15 protein-coding genes are annotated in these 15,770 nt (G+C 38.3%); 12 read left to right on the top strand and 3 right to left on the bottom strand.

The features are described 5' to 3' along the window. Nucleotides 1-29: 29 nt before the first annotated feature. From B6K83_RS03570 to B6K83_RS03560, 3 genes are all read right to left on the bottom strand, one after another. Nucleotides 30-1,322: a TolC family protein gene (locus tag B6K83_RS03570; RefSeq protein WP_074498705.1), complete on the bottom strand. Its 1,293-nt coding sequence runs from the start codon at nucleotides 1,320-1,322 to the stop codon at nucleotides 30-32. Between the two features lie 70 nt (nucleotides 1,323-1,392). Then, a complete protein-coding gene (locus tag B6K83_RS03565; protein WP_074498706.1) occupies nucleotides 1,393-1,713 on the bottom strand; it encodes a hypothetical protein in 321 nt (106 codons plus the stop codon). A gap of 59 nt (nucleotides 1,714-1,772) precedes the next feature. Continuing rightward, nucleotides 1,773-2,672, bottom strand: a complete 900-nt coding sequence (locus B6K83_RS03560) for a cation transporter (RefSeq protein ID WP_074498707.1) — start codon at nucleotides 2,670-2,672, stop codon at nucleotides 1,773-1,775. Nucleotides 2,673-2,862: 190 nt separating this feature from the next. Here B6K83_RS03560 and B6K83_RS03555 point away from each other — a divergent pair, with 190 nt between their 5' ends. The 12 genes from B6K83_RS03555 (at nucleotide 2,863) to tnpC (ending at nucleotide 15,748) form a co-directional block, all read left to right on the top strand. Then, nucleotides 2,863-3,189: a hypothetical protein gene (locus tag B6K83_RS03555; protein ID WP_074498798.1), complete on the top strand. Its 327-nt coding sequence runs from the start codon at nucleotides 2,863-2,865 to the stop codon at nucleotides 3,187-3,189. An 83-nt stretch (nucleotides 3,190-3,272) separates the two neighbouring features. Further along, nucleotides 3,273-4,490, top strand: a complete 1,218-nt coding sequence (locus B6K83_RS03550; protein ID WP_074498708.1) for a TolC family protein — start codon at nucleotides 3,273-3,275, stop codon at nucleotides 4,488-4,490. A 63-nt stretch (nucleotides 4,491-4,553) separates the two neighbouring features. Further along, entirely contained in the window at nucleotides 4,554-5,870 is a 1,317-nt protein-coding gene (locus B6K83_RS03545; RefSeq protein ID WP_074498709.1) for an efflux RND transporter periplasmic adaptor subunit, read from the top strand. Between the two features lie 11 nt (nucleotides 5,871-5,881). Further along, the gene (locus B6K83_RS03540) at nucleotides 5,882-9,082 is read left to right on the top strand and encodes an efflux RND transporter permease subunit (protein WP_074498710.1); all 3,201 of its coding nucleotides are present in this window, start codon (nucleotides 5,882-5,884) and stop codon (nucleotides 9,080-9,082) included. A 589-nt stretch (nucleotides 9,083-9,671) separates the two neighbouring features. Continuing rightward, nucleotides 9,672-9,998, top strand: coding sequence for a peptide chain release factor family protein (locus B6K83_RS03535; protein ID WP_074498711.1), 327 nt, complete (start codon nucleotides 9,672-9,674; stop codon nucleotides 9,996-9,998). Between the two features lie 81 nt (nucleotides 9,999-10,079). Then, the gene (locus B6K83_RS03530; RefSeq protein WP_074498712.1) at nucleotides 10,080-10,391 is read left to right on the top strand and encodes a hypothetical protein; all 312 of its coding nucleotides are present in this window, start codon (nucleotides 10,080-10,082) and stop codon (nucleotides 10,389-10,391) included. Nucleotides 10,392-10,701: 310 nt separating this feature from the next. Beyond that, the gene (locus tag B6K83_RS18395; RefSeq protein WP_074498713.1) at nucleotides 10,702-10,956 is read left to right on the top strand and encodes an antitoxin Xre/MbcA/ParS toxin-binding domain-containing protein; all 255 of its coding nucleotides are present in this window, start codon (nucleotides 10,702-10,704) and stop codon (nucleotides 10,954-10,956) included. Between the two features lie 481 nt (nucleotides 10,957-11,437). Further along, nucleotides 11,438-12,610 carry an SIR2 family protein gene (locus B6K83_RS03520; RefSeq protein WP_074498714.1) on the top strand — a complete coding sequence of 391 codons (1,173 nt, stop codon included), beginning with the start codon at nucleotides 11,438-11,440 and terminating at the stop codon, nucleotides 12,608-12,610. 2 nt (nucleotides 12,611-12,612) lie between these two features. Next, a complete protein-coding gene (locus B6K83_RS03515; RefSeq protein ID WP_198951656.1) occupies nucleotides 12,613-13,413 on the top strand; it encodes a helicase HerA domain-containing protein in 801 nt (266 codons plus the stop codon). A gap of 108 nt (nucleotides 13,414-13,521) precedes the next feature. Then, nucleotides 13,522-13,833 (top strand): IS66 family insertion sequence element accessory protein TnpA, encoded by a 312-nt coding sequence (gene tnpA, locus B6K83_RS03510; protein WP_085283339.1) that lies wholly within the window; start codon nucleotides 13,522-13,524, stop codon nucleotides 13,831-13,833. After that, the gene (gene tnpB, locus B6K83_RS03505; RefSeq protein ID WP_085283337.1) at nucleotides 13,830-14,180 is read left to right on the top strand and encodes an IS66 family insertion sequence element accessory protein TnpB; all 351 of its coding nucleotides are present in this window, start codon (nucleotides 13,830-13,832) and stop codon (nucleotides 14,178-14,180) included. The genes tnpA and tnpB overlap by 4 nt, the downstream gene beginning before the upstream one ends. 86 nt (nucleotides 14,181-14,266) lie before the next feature. Then, the gene (gene tnpC / locus B6K83_RS03500) at nucleotides 14,267-15,748 is read left to right on the top strand and encodes an IS66 family transposase (RefSeq protein WP_085283334.1); all 1,482 of its coding nucleotides are present in this window, start codon (nucleotides 14,267-14,269) and stop codon (nucleotides 15,746-15,748) included. The last annotated feature ends 22 nt before the right edge of the window (nucleotides 15,749-15,770 follow it).

Raw genomic sequence — 15,770 nt, 5'->3', positions numbered from 1 at the left:
TTGTTATTAAGCTTAAAGTGATGCTTTTTTTAGAGTGACAGCGCTTCGTTTGTTAGTTTTTCTATCTCTGCGCCATAAATTAGGGCAGCAGATGCCGCATCAATGAGGGTTCGCCGAGCATTTAACAGCTCTTGTCTAGCCGATACATAATCAAGATATCCATATCGACCTTTTTGATAGGCGTCTTGAGTATCTTCCAGTGCATCTTCAAGCATTGGGATAACCGACTGCTTTAATGAATTAACTGTTAATATGGCTTGTTTTCTATTGGAGTATGCTCGTAGTAAGTGATTTCTAAACCTCAACTTAGTCGCCTCTTTCTCTATGGCAACTTGGTCACGCTCTGCTAGCGCACTAGCGATTGCACCAGAATTTCGCTTTTCAGCAAACAAAGGTAAGCTAAAGCCAGCGACCAGTGCAGTATCATTGGCTTCTTGAGAACGCCTAACACCAACAGACCATTTTATATTGGCATTGACCTCTGTTTTCGCTAAACGTATTTCAGCCTCTTTTAGTCGCTGTTCGCTTGCATAGATTTGAATTGCTGGATTTTTTTCTAACTTCGCAAAGAGAGTGTTAAAGTCACTATCATTGCCAAACTGAAAAAGATCACCTTGTACTTCAGAGAAAGTTACAGAGTTTTCTCCCCAGAAAGCTGCTAAAGAAAGTTTTAAATATTCCAAACGCTTTCGTTCAGATTGAACGGTTAAATTTGCCTGAGCAATAACTGCTTTTGAACGTTTCACTTCAGCCTCAGGGGTAGCACCTGCGCGGTTACGCTGAGATACAATCTCTAACGTTTCTTGTGCTAACTTCAATGCATTATCTGCCAATATCACTCTTTGTTGGGCAGCAAGTACTTCTACGTACTTCTCAGTGACTTGAGCCATCAAGTTTAGCGCTATTACCTCTTTTTCAGCAGTGAGTAGTGCTCTTGAATTTGAAACAAGCCCAATTCGCGCTGAGCGTTTATCCCCCATTTCAATAACCGAAGATAGAGCGATGGTTAATTCTGCGCTGTCGAATGCAGAGAATTCACCTGAGCCTGCAAAGTTCTCGGCTTCAAGTTCTAGTTCATAAGAGGGATTTAAACTTGCTGTTTGTTCTCGTCCTGTTAATGCGGTTTGTTTGAAATTAAATATTTTGAGTTCAGGGTTGTGTTTAAGCGTCTGCTGAATTGCCTCTTGAAGATTTAACTGCTTTTCAAAGGCATAAACATTAAATGTAAAAAGTGACAAAGCGAGAAACGCGATATATTTAAGCCGAGGTGTTACACACCTCAAAATTACTATCTTGCGATGCGCACAGGTATTAAGTGCCATGTATACTTTCCTATAAATTTATATTGTTATTTAGGCCAATAATGTTGACCTCTTTAAATTTGATATAAAATTAGGCGTGTTTAGGGGGACGAAATGGCACCGACATATAGCCTTTTAGCTCAGGAGAAACTAAGGCGTAGGTGGGAAATTGATCTATTGCTTGTAAAACATTACAAGAAGAATCTGCATTTAAAAATAGGTGACAACAGCAACAAAAATTACAATCATCAATTGAAGTGTAGCTATTATTTACTTCAAATACATTGGAGGTTTCTGAAGCTTTTAATGGGGTAATTGACTCAGTTAGTGATGTGTTAAAAGAACTCTCGTTTAAGTTTATTTCAAGTTCTTCTAGCGAAAAAAATACAGACTGCACCGCGATTAAAATCATTATCACGTATGATATATTTGATTTTATATACGAGGAGTGCACTATTTTCATTTCTCTGCTTAATACTTTAGCTGTAAGATGCGGCGAGCACCGTTTAAAACGACAAGGGCAATTATCAAACCAATCACTAAATCTGGATAACGGCTGCTTGTTACTGTAACTAATAAACCAGCTAAGATTACGCCAACGTTTGCGATAACGTCATTTGCGGAAAAAATCCAGCTCGCTTTCATATGAGCGCCGTCTTCTTTGTTGCCAAATATTAAAAACAGACAAGCAATGTTAGCGATTAGTGCTATTCCACCAAATATCATCATTAAAGATGACATAGGCTCACTACCATAAATAAAGCGTCTTACGACTTCACTCAAAGCACCTAGCGCTAGAATAATTTGAAGTACACCAGATATATGTGCCGCTCTAAGTTTCATGCTGATACTTTTACCTACGGCATAAATAGCTAAACCATACACCGCAGCATCAGCAAACATATCTAATGAGTCGGCAATAAGGCCAGCAGACTGCGCAATAATCCCGGCAATTATCTCTACAAAAAACATGACTCCGTTAATAGCCAACAACCATTTTAGTGTTGATGCTTCTTTCATCTCATTTTTTTGGGCTAGATCTTTTGCTTTTGCAGCTTCTGTGCTGCAACTTTCTTTAGTTGATGCTAACTCTGCACCGAGTTTAAGTTGTTGTAACTTTTTTGTTATTTCATCTAAATTTTCATCATGAAAAACTTTCACTAAGCGATTAGGAATATCAAATTGCAAGCCAACAGAAGGTTCCACACCATCTAGTGCTAACCTGATCAACCTTTCTTCTGAAGGACAGTCCATTTGAGGCACTTTATATGTACTGACAAACCCGCCACTATAGTTATCTAATTGCGCATCAATTTTTACATCTTCATTGGTAGAAGATGATTGACACTGACCACTACATTTTTCTGACATATTTAACATTCCGTAATAATATTAAAATAAGTATAAAATCTATAGTGGCTATAGAGTCAAATATAAAAATTATTTAATGTAAAAGCGTGGAAACTGAATTGAAAAGCTAGTTTAAGAAAATAGTTTCTGCTAGTATTTTAAATACTATATTTAACTGGTGATAACTTTGAACCTTAATGTTGTACTAAAAATGCTCTTAGTCTTTTCGATTGTTTTACAATCGTTAACTGCTGTTGCATCTTCAACATCTGAGAATCACCAAATAGATATAGAGCACCTTCAAACTCAACATGATCATGCAGATGATCGAAATGCCTTAAATGATAATACAGATGATGAACAGCACGATGTAAAGGATTGTCATCACTGTGGTCATTGCAGTGGCAGCCACTTATCTTGGATTTTAGTCAGTAATTCCAATGTCGATGGTAAGCTAAATATTATCAATAAAACGCCTTATCAAATTGATCAAACAAGTACCTTTCTTGAAGCTATACTTCGTCCGCCTATTTCTTAATTAGATTAATTTTTAATGACCTATTTATCCTTTAATAATGGATAAAGGGTTCGTGTTTATTAATTTTAAAATTAAGATTTTTTATGTATATATATTTAAAAAATACAGGTTTAGTCCTGTCTTTATGCATGGTTGTGAGTTTTTCAGCTGCCAGTTATGGCAAAGAGAAAAATATTTCATGGCTTGATAGTCAAATAAATAAAGATCCCGAAGTTATAGCAGCGAAAGAGTTACTCAATGCAAGTAGTCATAGAGCCAATGGTTTAACTCAAGCCGTTTATAACCCAGAGCTAGAAGCTAGTTATGAAAAAGAAGGTGATTTTGATAATTACTCCATTGGTATCAGCCAAACAATTGATTTCTGGGATAAGCAATCAGCAAATAAAAGCATTGGTGAAATTGATGTCTATGTAAACCAGCAACAATTGTTATCTTTACTCGATTCTAAAAAGGCTAACGCTTTAACTGCATTAGTTAATTGGCAAGCAGCAAAAGAAGCTGCTCAGTTACTTTCAGAAAGAGAAGAGCAATTGCAAACGCTCGTTGGCATTGTTGAAGATAAGCGAAAAGCCGGACTTTTAGAGCCACTTGACGCTGAATTGGTCTATTTAAACTTGTCCCAAATTTTCAGTGAAATATCTGAGTCGCAAATAGCATTGAAAAATGCAGAGGTAAAGGTTCAGGAGTTATTGCCTGATTGGACGCCTAATACTACAAATTTGTTTTCATTTACTTTTGGGGCAACAAGCTATTCATTTAACTCCCAGTGGGTTGAGGATCATCCAAAAGTTAAACTCGCTAGAGCGCAATGGAAGGGACAACAATCTAAGGCTCAGCTAACCACTATGGAATCTAAAGCTAATCCAACCATTGGCGTTAGCGCAGGGAAAAGTGGAGATGAAGACTTGGTTGGTGTGACTTTATCAATTCCTTTAAACATCAGAAATAACTATTCAGATACGGTTAAAGCCGCTTATTCAGAAGCCATTGCAGCAGAAGCTAACTTTCGATCGGTATATCGAAAGCAGTCTTTTGAAGCAAAAGCTAAATATGAATCGCTTAATATCAGTAAAAAATACTATGAGCAATGGCGAAAACTCACACAAGGCAGATTAGATAGCAGTGCAAATTTATTAAATAAGCGCTGGGAAGCTGGTGACATTAATACGTCTGACTACCTACTTGCATTAAATCAACGCGCGGAAGGGCTTCATGCAGGAATACGTTTGGAAAATCAATTCAAGCTTGCAGAAATATCCTTCGTTTTAAGTATGGGTCAGTTATCAAAATTTGAGATTTGAACGCTTTATTTTTTCAGTAGCGAAAAACGAAATCTTAAATTTATCAAAATATAGGTTAAAAAAATGAATACAATATTTAGTAAAAAATTATTAGCCGTAGTAATTAGCAGCCTGTTAGTTGGGTTTACTACAAATCATGACGCTTTTGCACAGTCGTCAGATGGTACTGGCTCTGTCACAAAAGTTTCGAAGCAAGATGTAAAAGAACATAAAGATGATCATGGCGAACATGGTCACGATAAAGGACATAAAGAAGAAAAAGATGACCATGACGAGCATGATCACGAAAAGGAAAATAGGGAAGAAAAAGATGACCATGACGAACATGATCACGAAAAAGTAAATAAGGAAGGAAAAGATGAAGAGCATGAAGAAGGTATCACTATTGATCCAAAGAAGATGTCGCTTGCTAACATTAAAGTGGAAAGTGTTAAGCCTGAATATCAATTTAGCACCGTATATGCACCAGGCGAAATAAAAGCTAATGGCTATAAAAGTTATGTGGTATCGCCACGTACAGAGTCAGTCATTATTAGTCGCCATGCAGCGCTTGGAGAGCATGTAGAAATAGGTCAGAAGTTAGTTACATTATTTAGTGAAGCAATGGCACAAGCACAGGCTGACTATTTAATCGCTTCAACCGAATGGCAACGTGTGAAAAAGCTGGGTAACAAGACGGTGAGTGAAAGTAGATTATTACAAGCAGAGACTACATACAATGCGAGTTACGGGAAGCTTATTGCTTTAGGGTTAACTGAAAAAGCAATAGATGGCATTTCTAACAAAGACATAAAAGCGTTTGGGCAATATACATTAATTGCTCAGCGTGAAGGGGTTGTACTTCAAGACGATTTTATCCAAGGGCAACGTGTTGATGCTGGTGATTCAGTAATGTTGTTAGCAGATGAAAAACAACTATGGGTTGAAGCAAAAGTTTCTCCAAATAAAAAGCTGAATTTATCAATTGATTCTCCTGCGGTACTTAAATTAGAAGGCCAGAGTTACAATGCCAAAGTTATCCAAGAAGCCCATACAATTGACCCTATTACTCGTACTCGAATTATTAGGTTAGGAGTAGATAATTCGGATGATAATCTTCATTCAGGCATGTTTGTAAAAGTTTACTTTCAGTTTGCCACAAAGCAGAAAGTGATGGCTGTGCCAGAAGAAGCATTGATCCGCAGCGCAGATGGTGATTGGACAGTATTTGTCGAAGACCACCCTGGAGAATTTAAAGCTGTAGAAATAGAACTAGGCCGAGCCTTAGGTGGTTTTAGAGAAATCATTGGCCTTGATAGTGGAACGCGAATTGTAACTAAAGGCGCATTTTTTGTTGCGTCTGAAATCGCTAAAGGCGGATTTGATCCGCACAACCACTAGGGAGCAAGACTATGTTTAATAAAATAATAGATTGGTCTGTTAATAATAGACTCCTGATTTTGATTGCGCTGTTTGCCACTATGGTTGGTGCAGTTATGGTGATTCCAAAATTAAATTTGGATGCCTTTCCTGATGTTACTAATGTTCAAGTTGCTGTAAATACTGAAGCGCCAGGACTGGCTGCTGAAGAAGTTGAACAACTCATTACGTACCCCATTGAAGCGGTAATGTATGCCCTACCTGATGTAGAACAAGTGCGCTCAATTTCTAAAACAGGCTTGTCTGGCGTTACGGTTGTTTTCAAAGAAGGCACCGACATTTACTTTGCAAGACAACTCGTATTTGAGCGTCTTCAAGCCGCAAAAGAACTGATACCAGAAGGTGTTGGGACACCCGAAATGGGACCAAACACCTCTGGGCTGGGCCAAGTATTTCAGTATCTTCTTATTTCAGATAAAGGTGCAGGTTATGATGCTATGGCGCTTCGAAGCCTTAACGATTGGATTGTTAAGTTACTCGTTATGCCTGTCGATGGAGTCACTGATGTATTATCTTTTGGTGGTAATGTTAGGCAATACCAAGTCAATGTCGATCCATCTAAGCTCTTAGCATATGAACTAACGCAAGAAGACGTTGTTGGTGCCCTAGATAACAACAATGCGAATGTTGGCGGATGGTACATGAACCGTGGGCAAGAGCAGCTTGTGATTAGAGGCACAGGCTGGTTTGAGAGTGGTGAGGCTGGCATCAGTAATATCAAACAAGTTCCCGTTAAAACAGTCGATGGTACGGTTGTTACGGTTTCAGATATTGCTAAAGTTGAAATGGGCAGTGAAATTCGTCAAGGTGCTGTCACCATGACGCGCAAAACCGAAGACGGTAAAGTCGAAAATTTAGGCGAAGTTGTCTCTGGCATTGTCTTAAAACGCATGGGTTCAAATACTAAAGCCACCATTGATGGTATCAATGCAAGAATTCCATTAATTAGTCAAGCATTGCCAAAAGGTGTTCGCTTTGAGCCTTTTTATGATCAGGCTGATTTGATTGAAAAAGCGGTAAATACAGTGGTTGATGCACTATTACTAGCATTTATTTTCATCTGTATTGTATTGGCTCTATTTTTAATGAATTTACGTGCAACCTTCTTGGTATTAATATCTATTCCAATTTCTATTGGTATCGCGTTAATGATCATGGCTTGGTGGGGCATTTCTGCAAACCTTATGTCACTGGGTGGCATAGCGGTCGCTATTGGTATGCTTGTAGATGGCTCAGTGGTTATGGTTGAAAATATGTTTAAACATTTAAATAGACCTGACGCGACACATTCGAAATCGGTAAAGGAACGTGTTCCAACTTCTGACGCAGATCCGCACGATGTAGAACACGATGAGCACGGCATTAAATTACGTCTGCAAAATGCAGGTAAAGAAGTGGCTCGTCCCGTCTTTTTTGCTGCCTCGATTATTTTAGTCGTATTTGCGCCATTGTTCAGCTTTGAAGGGGTTGAAGCAAAGTTATTCCAACCTATGGCAATAAGCATCATCTTAGCCGTTGTATCTGCGATTGTGGTTGCGTTGTTTATCGTACCTGCACTGGCAACTTATTTATTTAAGTCAGGTGTAAAAGAGAGGGAAAGCTTTGTTCTTAGGCCATTAGACAAACTCTACAGAAAAGGGCTTACATTCGCACTAAAACGCACCAAGTTAGTCATTTCAGCCGCACTTATATTAGTTTTCTCTGCCTTTGCATTAGTTCCATTAATTGGTACTGAATTTGTACCTGAGTTAGAAGAAGGGACGATAAACTTAAGAGCAACGCTGGCACCTTCTTCCAGTTTAGATACCGCGCTCACTGTGGCACCAATTCTAGAAGAAAAACTAATGGCTTTTCCTGAAGTAACCTATGCATTAAGCCGAATTGGTCGAGCCGAAATAGGTGGAGATCCAGAGCCTGTGAATAACATAGAAATTTACATAGGGTTGAAGCCTGTTTCTGAGTGGACCAGTGCATCTAATCGATATGAACTTCAAGGGAAAATGGAGAGATCTTTAGAGGAGTTTCCTGGCTTACTACTAAACTTTTCTCAACCTATTGCGACTCGTGTTGATGAGTTACTATCTGGCGTAAAAGCTCAGTTGGCGATAAAGTTATTTGGCCCTGAGTTAGACGTTTTAGCAGCTAAAGGACAAGAGATCGAAGCGGCTATAAAGAGTGTTGATGGTGCAAGAGATGTTGCTCTTGAGCAAATTGCAGGTGAAGCGCAACTTGTCGTAAAACCTAATAGGCAAGAGCTATCGCGCTTTGGACTTTCAGTTGTTGATATAATGGAAGTTGTGCGAGATGGTATTGGAGGGGTTGAAGCTGGACAAATCATCAAAGGCAATGAACGTTATGATATTTACGTGCGTATTGAAGAAGAGTACCGACAAAATAAGGAAGCTATTTCAGATATTCGAATTCAGTCACCAACAGGCGCCTGGGTACGCTTAGGTGATGTTGCAACTGTTTCATTTGAATCAGGTCCTCCTCAAGTAAGGCGCGATGATGTTCAAAGGCGTGTCGTTATTCAAGCAAACGTTCAGAATAGAGATATGGGTAGTGTAGTAGCCGACATCAGAAAAGTTATTGCTGAGAAAGTTGACCTACCTTCAGGCTACTCGGTAGCAATAGGTGGACAATTCGAAAGCCAACAGCGTGCTCAAAAAAGACTAGCTATCGTTGTACCTTTATCTTTAGCGCTAATTGCATTGTTACTTTACTTTGCTTTTAGCTCTGTTGGTCAAGCTATGCTGATTTTAGTTAATGTGCCACTTGCCGTTATTGGTGGCGTATTTTCTTTGTACATATCAGGACAATATCTATCCGTACCAAGCTCCGTTGGCTTTATTACCTTATTTGGTGTAGCGGTATTGAATGGGGTCGTTATGGTAGAAAGTATCAACCAACGTATTAAAGACGGACTTGACGCATCTAAAGCCGTTTTTGAAGGTGCTACTTCAAGATTAAGACCTGTACTAATGACTGCTATAACATCTGCATTAGGCTTAATCCCAATGCTAATGTCGAATGGTGTAGGTGCAGAAATACAACGTCCACTTGCCAGTGTTATTGTAGGTGGCTTGGTAACGGCCACGCTGTTAACACTGTTCGTATTACCTGTTTTATATGGCTGGTTTTCAAGGAAAAAAATAGAAGAGCTATCCAGATAAAATAACTGAGACCTCTAACCCCACGCTAAAGTCACGTTTAGCGTGGGATTAGTCGTGTGCATATGCGCTAGAACAAAGATTATATTTAACAATATAACTAATAGTCATGACTGCTTTGTCGCAACATTTGTCCTTAGACAGGCCAAAGCTAACTTCCGCTTTCGTATCTAAGCAGCCCAATCTGAGGTTTTTTATTTCACTAAAAAATGATTGGTTTGGTGTATAAGTGATCATATGAGGGATTTATTTCAAAGATTAAGGACGATCTTAAAACGTAACTAATTAAGATAAATTTTCTTATCTGGTGTCGTATGTATCATTCTTTGTGGCGATCCACATGTTGTAAGCACAATACCTTTGTTCTGAGCTTGTTTTTTAACAAAATAGAGCCTTTAAGAGCGTCCCCCCATAATTTATCGAAACCCTCCAAAGGGTTATTGCTGTTACTTAAACTTGCTCGTTTAATCATTTTATATTCACTAATTATGTATGTTACTTAATACCAACATAGTATTAATTTACTGCTTTTGACTATAATAAATACTACAAACAATAAATTTATCCATATAAAAAATTTAAAAGAAGAGCCATGATTGATTTAAAGGAAAATGAAATTGAAATAATGATTTGCCCGGCCAATGAATCAAAAACTGGAAGTGCTGAAGTGGGTTTAAAAATCAAACACATACCAACGAATATCAGAGTCGAGTCATTAACTGAAAAAACACAACATAGAAACAAAATCATTACTATTGATAAACTAGAAAGAGAAATATGCAAACAAGTAAATAATACATTAGAAAAAAATCAAAATTTGCATGATGAGCTTCTTAATGTATTTAAAATAGAGGCAAAGGCTATCAGCTGGTTAACTAACCCAAAAAACCTTTGGAAAGTTCAACCCCTTTATCTTTAATCGCTAAAGTCGATGGTAAAAAGAAAGTTCTAGATATACTTTATATATTTAAAACTGGGGATTTTAATAAGCGGGTTCATAATGATTAAAATTAAAGTAAACACAACAAACACACCTCACTATATTTTAAGCTCAGATATTAAATCAGCAATAGATAATGAATTTTCTGCTGAAAATGCAATAAAAATTGGCAAGAAATATTCTAACCTTATTTATGGTTCATCTGCCCATGTGATTAGTCAAAATCCAAAGAAAATCGGGCTATATCCACACGACATTGCGGCAATATTTAAAGCCATCAATATAGATGTTGAATTTTCTAATGAAAAGGGTTCAATTTTAAGTATCGACCACACCATATCAGGAATTTTTCAAAGAAATATAGGCAATTAAATCGTATTGATATTTAGGTGTGACATGGTCACATCAACAACACACAAAAAGCTGTATGCCGTTAATATTAACAATCAATCGCTACGAACTATTTAAAGGTGAAATTGTTTAAAATGTGTATTCTTGAGGGGTTAAGCTAATTAGTGAGGTCAGCTATCATATCAGAGCAGACGTTTTATAAGTTAATTACCAATACTAGGCCGACTATAAACTAAACTGAAAAAATAGTAAGTTCAAGTATGGGTTAGACAGCAAATAGATTTTATGCTTTAGTGTTGATTAAGGTCATCATTACTTAAATCTCAAATTTATGCCTAATCAAAACTCCAAATTTTCTGTAGAAAAACTTACTTATTCACCTGAGCTAGAATTTTTAAAAACTGAGCATTTTGGAATTTATCAGGAATTGATGAAACAATTTAAATTTGATGATCGGATATGCCAGGAATGGCTGACTAAACCTAAACCTTTTTTACAAGGAAAGTCACCGTTTGAGATGCTAACTATTGATGTTGATGCAGTGAAGGCCATGCTGGTTCGCATGAGGACAGGGGATTTTTCATAAAAGGTAAATGCAAATGAATATCCTCTTTCTATGTACTGCTAATATACAACGCAGCAAAACAGCCGAAGTGTTGTTTCATGCTGCAAATAATAACTATCAGTACTTCCAGCGAGAGCTTGCTTAATCATTTGGCTTTAAGGCTGTCCAAAAAATAAAGTCTATTTCGAACCGCTGTCGCTCTGCAAACATTGCGGTAAACAAAACTGTTTACTCTATATGAATGGTTTAAAACTCTATATTCGAGGCATACCTGATTACTATTAATATTTGACTCTCGAAAAAACCAAACAAGATCAAAGTATCACTATTAATTCATTGAATATGTTTTTGTCGGCTGATAACTTACTAAAATAATTAAATAAAGTTAGCGATGAAACCGAAGTTAATTATGGGTCATTTGGTTAAGCGTGAACTACCTATAAAAACTATTATTACGCGTTATTTGCCATCTTTCTTACAGCTCTATTAAAGGGAAAAAGAAATGGATGATTTGATTGATAATGAGTTGTTCCTGCAAATTGAGGAGCACCTAAAGTGTAGTGAACAAAGCTGGCTTCTAGGTGCAGGGATTAGCTTCGATGCTAAATTACCTTTAATGTACCCTTTGACCAATAAGGTTAAAAAAGATGTCGAAAGTAGTCACAAGAAATTATTTGACGAAGTAATCACTCCGCTCTTTCAAGAGTTGCCTAACAACTGCCATATAGAACACGTCCTTAGCCACCTTGGTGACTATGCTGCACTAGCTGAAAGAAACAAAGATAATAAAACGGTAATTAATGGCAGCGAAGTTGAGTTATTAACCCTAGAAGAAGCACATAATACAATTCTTGAATCTATCTCAAATGTGATCCGGTGTGGGTATGTTGAGGACAAGGATGGAAATACAGTTGAAGAAGGTTCTTTATCTAAGCCAATCGTTGACATCAATGCACATATAGAATTTATTGATACTCTATTTAACCACGCCTCCGCTGGTGTTTTTGAACGAAGAAAAGCAGTAAACATATTCACAACTAACTACGACACTCTTTTGGAAGATTCACTAGCACTTAATAGGGTTCCATATTGGGATGGTTTTGCAGGAGGAGCTGTAGCGCATCGTATACAAAAATATGGAGAACCCACACCAGCAAATGGACAGCGTGCGAACTTAATTAAAATGCATGGTTCGATAGATTGGTTTCTTTGTGACAAAGGGTATGTATGGCGAGTGAGAGATAACGACCTCTATCCAAAGGCAGAACGGCGAGTTTTAATTTACCCACAAGCTACAAAATATATTGCGACTCAACAAGATCCCTTTTCTACGCAATTTGATTTATTCAGAAAATCGCTAAATTCCTCCAATAGTAATATTTTAGCTGTGTGCGGCTATAGTTTTGGCGATGATCACATCAACAACGAAATAGAGTTTGCTTTATCAAAAGAAGAGAATAAAACTGTATTGCTTGCTTTCTTGGAGTGTAAGGATGCAATTCCTCCATGTCTAGAAAAGTGGCGTAATGGTAGTTTTGGCTCAAGCGTAATTATTGCCTCCATACATGGCCTGTATATTGGAAAAGAAGGCCCATTTAAAAGGAAAGGCGAAGATGATTATTGGTGGACATTCAACGGTGTAACATCAGTATTAAAGAATGGATGCGAGGTTTAATTATGTTTACACCATCTGAAGAACTAAAAATAGGTCAAGTTGTCGAGGTATCTGGAACCAACATAAAAGTTGAGATTTCCGATAAAATATCAGAATTAACAAGAACTTTTAATGGCCGTGTTTACCCGATTGGTCAAATAGGTAGCATGGTTAAAATTCACTATGGTCGTAAAATAATTTTTGGCTTGGTGACAATGCTAAGAATGCGTTCAGAAGAGTTAATTGAAGCTGGAATGCCTGTAACTCCTGATTCTGATCAACGTGTAATGGAAGTCCAACTGCTGGCTGAAGGAAGCTGGAATAATACAAAATCAACTTTGGCTTTTAAACGCGGAATTAAAACTTACCCTTTACCTCAACAAGGCGTATTCCTTCTAACCAACGAAGAAATTTCTTTTGTCTATCGCTCAGCTGAAGGTACAAGAAATGATGAAGTAGATCCATTAGTTCCTTTTGCTGTTTATAGTGCTTCTGAATCTACAGCCTGTCGAACTAACATTAATAAAATGTTTGGTATGCACTGTGCTGTTCTTGGTTCAACTGGATCAGGTAAATCTGGTACAGTTGCTGCAATTATTCATAGTGTACTTTCCCATAAAAATAACGATAAAGAGTTGTCACCTCAGATAGTGGTCATTGATCCTCACGGAGAGTACGGCTCAGCCTTTAAGACTAGAGCGGTCCAATATCGTGCATATGACAGTAAACGTCCGGCCAACTGCACATTTCCTGAATTAACCTTTCAATTTAAAGTTGCTCTAATATTTTTTCTTGGAGCAACCTATGCAACGCAGAACACTTGATGATTGGAAATCCCTTGTTGATAAACNGTAAACGTCCGGCCAACTGCACATTTCCTGAATTAACCTTTCAATTTAAAGTTGCTCTAATATTTTTTCTTGGAGCAACCTATGCAACGCAGAACACTTGATGATTGGAAATCCCTTGTTGATAAACAAATAGCCAGCGGGTTATCGGTGCCTAAGTTTTGCCAACAACACCAGCTGAACCCTAAATATTTCTATGGTCGCAAGGCGACTATTGTTAAAAATGAATCGCAAACTGGTTTTATGCAAGCCCATGTCGTGACTCAACATACAATGATGGTCAGTGAACATCAAAAAGCCAACTTCAGCTTAACAACCTCAGCCGGCGAATTATCGTTACCTGGTACAACGTCTGCGCCATTTTTAATTGAACTGCTTAACGGGCTAGCACCATGAAAATGTTTACCAGCGTGCCTGATGTTTTTCTCTATCGTGATTTTGTCGACTTTAGAAAATCAATTAATGGCTTAGCTGCGATTGTTGAGCAACAAATGCGGCTGTCAGCGCTTAATGGCAGCGTTTACGTTTTTTGCAATAAAGGCCGCGATAAACTTAAAATTTTGTACTGGGATAAGACGGGATTTGCGCTTTGGTACAAACGCCTTGAAAAAGACACCTTTAAATGGCCTAAAAAGCTAGAGCAACAATCCATGAATTTAACTGAACAACAATTACATTGGCTACTCAACGGCTTTGATGTCCTGGGACATCAAGCGGTAAGCTATGCGTCTGTCGCCTTATAACGGATGATCATAAGTAAGTTTTATCGATCACGAAATAATCTAAATATAACCAACAAGTTAGCGGTGTTCTTTGATAAAATAACGGCATGACTGATGATATTAATTCACTACCCGATGATCCGGTATTACTCAAAAAGCTACTTGCTAAACAAGCCGCTAGACTGGTTTTTTTAGAAGAGCAGTTTCGCCTTGCGCAGCAGCAACGTTTTGGTGCGAGCAGTGAAGGCCATCCCGCCCAAGGTGACTTATTTAATGAAGCCGAAGCCGAGCTTGATGTTGCGGTCGATACTTCAGAAACAACAGTGACTACGGTTAAAAAAAAGCCGGTACGTAAAAAATTGCCCAGCGATTTACCACGAGAAATTGTCGTTCATGATATTACCGATAAAACCTGTGCTTGTTGTGGTCATGAATTGCATCATATGGGTGATGAACGTAGCGAAAAGCTTGAGTTCATACCAGCGCAAGTGAAAGTCATTGAGCATGTTCGCTTGAAATACAGTTGCCGCGCTTGTGAAAAACAAGGTACATCAACCAATATTCAATTAGCGCCAGTACCCGCGAGCCCAATCCCTAAAGGCATTGCAACAGCAAGCTTGCTGAGCCAAATCATCACCAGCAAATACCAATATGCACTGCCGCTGTACCGCCAAGAAAGCTTGTTTAAACAATACAGCATTGCGCTCAGCCGCAAAACCATGGCTGACTGGGTGATGAAAAGTGCTCAGTTATTTACGCCGCTTTATGCACGGTTGCAAGAAACGTTATTACAACAACCCGTAATACAAGCGGATGAAACCACGTTAAAAGTGATTGAAGAAGATAAAATCAAAAGTTATATGTGGCTTTATTGTACGGGCACCGATTCACCGAAGAATACGCCGATACCCAACATTGTGCTTTATGACTATCAATCCGGTCGGGCTGGTCAGTGCGCGGTTGATTATTTGGATGGTTTCAGTGGTTATCTGCAAGTTGATGGCTATGCGGGTTATGAAAAAACATCTGCAACCTTGGTCGGTTGTTGGGCGCACGCACGCCGAAACTTTATCGACGCGCAAACTGCTCAACCTAAAGGTAAAACGGGCAAAGCCGATATGGCTTTAAGCATGATACAAAGACTCTATCGTCTAGAAGCAAGCTTAAAAGATAAAAGCCCCGTGGAAAAATATCAACGTCGCCAAGAAAAAGCGAAGCCACTGTTAGATAAATTTGCTCAATGGTTAACCAAAGCCAATGTACCACCAAAAACGGCAATAGGAAAAGCAATAACCTATTGCAAAAATCAATGGTATAAACTGATTCGTTACATTGATGATGGCAACCTATCCATCGACAACAATCGGGCAGAGCGTGCGGTTAAACCGTTTGTGATAGGCCGTAAAAACTGGCTGTTCTCAAAAACAGCGAATGGCGCTAACGCCAGTGCCATGCTGTATTCAATAATCGAAACAGCGAAAGCCAATGGTTTAACTCCTTTCGACTATGTTGCTTATTGTCTTGAACAACTCAGTGATCAAAATGTTGATGTTGAAGCTCTGCTACCTTGGAATGTAAAGCTTAGCTAGGTGCTGATCACCGGACGCTTAC

Source organism: Colwellia chukchiensis (assembly GCF_002104455.1).
In the GTDB taxonomy this organism is placed as follows: Bacteria; Pseudomonadota; Gammaproteobacteria; order Enterobacterales; family Alteromonadaceae; genus Cognaticolwellia; species Cognaticolwellia chukchiensis.
The sequence above is the reverse complement of the archived record's forward strand: the minus strand, read 5'-3'. Positions and strand labels throughout refer to the sequence as shown.

Coding starts and splice junctions, on each gene's coding strand:
- B6K83_RS03555 (WP_074498798.1), top strand. CDS start 2,863: ATGCTCTTAGTCTTTTCGATTGTTTTACAATCGTTAACTGCTGTTGCA.
- B6K83_RS03515 (WP_198951656.1), top strand. CDS start 12,613: ATGTTTACACCATCTGAAGAACTAAAAATAGGTCAAGTTGTCGAGGTA.
- tnpA (WP_085283339.1), top strand. CDS start 13,522: ATGCAACGCAGAACACTTGATGATTGGAAATCCCTTGTTGATAAACAA.
- B6K83_RS03540 (WP_074498710.1), top strand. CDS start 5,882: ATGTTTAATAAAATAATAGATTGGTCTGTTAATAATAGACTCCTGATT.
- tnpC (WP_085283334.1), top strand. CDS start 14,267: ATGACTGATGATATTAATTCACTACCCGATGATCCGGTATTACTCAAA.
- B6K83_RS18395 (WP_074498713.1), top strand. CDS start 10,702: ATGCCTAATCAAAACTCCAAATTTTCTGTAGAAAAACTTACTTATTCA.
- B6K83_RS03545 (WP_074498709.1), top strand. CDS start 4,554: ATGAATACAATATTTAGTAAAAAATTATTAGCCGTAGTAATTAGCAGC.
- B6K83_RS03560 (WP_074498707.1), bottom strand. CDS start 2,672: ATGTCAGAAAAATGTAGTGGTCAGTGTCAATCATCTTCTACCAATGAA.
- B6K83_RS03565 (WP_074498706.1), bottom strand. CDS start 1,713: ATGATTTTAATCGCGGTGCAGTCTGTATTTTTTTCGCTAGAAGAACTT.
- tnpB (WP_085283337.1), top strand. CDS start 13,830: ATGAAAATGTTTACCAGCGTGCCTGATGTTTTTCTCTATCGTGATTTT.
- B6K83_RS03520 (WP_074498714.1), top strand. CDS start 11,438: ATGGATGATTTGATTGATAATGAGTTGTTCCTGCAAATTGAGGAGCAC.
- B6K83_RS03530 (WP_074498712.1), top strand. CDS start 10,080: ATGATTAAAATTAAAGTAAACACAACAAACACACCTCACTATATTTTA.
- B6K83_RS03550 (WP_074498708.1), top strand. CDS start 3,273: ATGTATATATATTTAAAAAATACAGGTTTAGTCCTGTCTTTATGCATG.
- B6K83_RS03570 (WP_074498705.1), bottom strand. CDS start 1,322: ATGGCACTTAATACCTGTGCGCATCGCAAGATAGTAATTTTGAGGTGT.
- B6K83_RS03535 (WP_074498711.1), top strand. CDS start 9,672: ATGATTGATTTAAAGGAAAATGAAATTGAAATAATGATTTGCCCGGCC.